The 1,388-nt window shown below is 43.1% G+C and carries 2 protein-coding genes; one reads left to right on the top strand and one right to left on the bottom strand.

Going from position 1 to position 1,388, the window contains the following annotated elements:
• Window positions 1-20: 20 nt before the first annotated feature.
• Window positions 21-1,211: an RNA-guided endonuclease TnpB family protein gene (locus F6J94_RS33870; RefSeq protein ID WP_293048337.1), complete on the top strand. Its 1,191-nt coding sequence runs from the start codon at window positions 21-23 to the stop codon at window positions 1,209-1,211.
• Window positions 1,212-1,231: 20 nt separating this feature from the next.
• On the opposite strand, the gene F6J94_RS33865 is transcribed toward F6J94_RS33870, so the two are convergent.
• Window positions 1,232-1,369, bottom strand: a complete 138-nt coding sequence (locus F6J94_RS33865; RefSeq protein ID WP_367142325.1) for a hypothetical protein — start codon at window positions 1,367-1,369, stop codon at window positions 1,232-1,234.
• Between the last annotated feature and the right edge of the window lie 19 nt (window positions 1,370-1,388).

Here is a 1,388-nt window from a genome sequence, read left to right as displayed (position 1 = left end):
AAATCTGGTATAATGTGAGCATGACTGAACGTGCCTACAAGTATCGCTTTTACCCAACTGTCGAGCAAGAAAATCTCTTGCGGCGAACAATGGGGTGTGTGCGTTTGGTCTATAACAAAGCCTTGGCTACCAGAACCGAAGCTTGGTACGAAAGACAGGAGAGGATTCAATATAAAGAAACCTCTAGCCTTTTAACTGGCTGGAAGAAAAACAAGGATCTTGGTTTTCTTAATGAGGTTAGTTGTGTACCTTTGCAGCAATGTCTTAGACATCTGCAAAAAGCCTTCGCTAACTTCTGGGGTAAAACAGCTAGGTATCCTAGGTTTAAGAAAAAGAGGAACGGAGGATCTGCCGAGTTTACCAAGTCGGCTTTTAAGTACCGAGACAGTAAGCTGTGGCTTGCTAAGTGCAAAGAGCCACTTAATGTAGTTTGGTCTAGATATCTTCCCCAAGGATGTAAACCATCGACAGTTACAGTCAAGCTTGAACCTTCGGGTAGATGGTTTGTCTCGTTGCTTGTGGACGACTACACCATTGATGTATTGCCACCAACTAAAAAACAGGTCGGTCTTGATGTAGGCATTACTAGCTTGATTAGCACTAGTGATGGACAGAAGATATCTAATCCTAAGCACTTTAATAAGCTGTATCAAAAGCTGAGAGCAGCGCAAAAGGAACTGAGCCGGAAAACCAAAGGCTCTAGTAACCGATATAAAGCGCGACTTAAAGTAGCTAAGATACACGCCAAGATTAAAGATGCTCGTACCGATTTCTTGCATAAGCTGACTACTAACTTGGTTAGAGAAAATAGCTTGATTGCTATTGAAGATCTGGCAGTTAGAAACATGGTCAAGAACCGCAAGCTTGCTAGATCTATTTCTGATGCTAGCTGGGGAGAGTTCTTCCGTCAGCTTGAATATAAATGCGGTTGGTACGGAAGGAAGCTGGTTAAGATTGACAGGTTCTTTCCTAGTAGCAAGAGATGTAACCATTGCGGTTTTGTGATGGATAAGTTGCCATTGAATATTCGTAGTTGGGATTGTCCTAGCTGTGGCACTACAGGTATTGATAGAGATATCAACGCTGGGAAGAATATTCTCGCCGCAGGGCTTGCGGTGACTGTCTGTGGAGCGGACATAAGACCTGATAACCATAGTGTTAAAGGGCAGTTGCGAAAAACCCGTAAGGGAAAGAAACAGAAACCTAAATAGTGATGTTTAGGAATCCCCCGTTACAATCTCTGATTTAACGGTGGGAGGATGTCAAAATCCCAATTAATGCGCACTCCTACTGTTTCTGCAAGACGAGTGCGAACAATTGCTTCAGTCCCTAAACGAATGGGACGATGATATCTTAAAGATAATTCCACTACAGGAAGATCGCAACCA

This window comes from Moorena sp. SIO1F2, assembly GCF_010672755.1.
Classification (GTDB): Bacteria; Cyanobacteriota; Cyanobacteriia; order Cyanobacteriales; family Coleofasciculaceae; genus Moorena.
The sequence above is the reverse complement of the archived record's forward strand: the minus strand, read 5'-3'. Positions and strand labels throughout refer to the sequence as shown.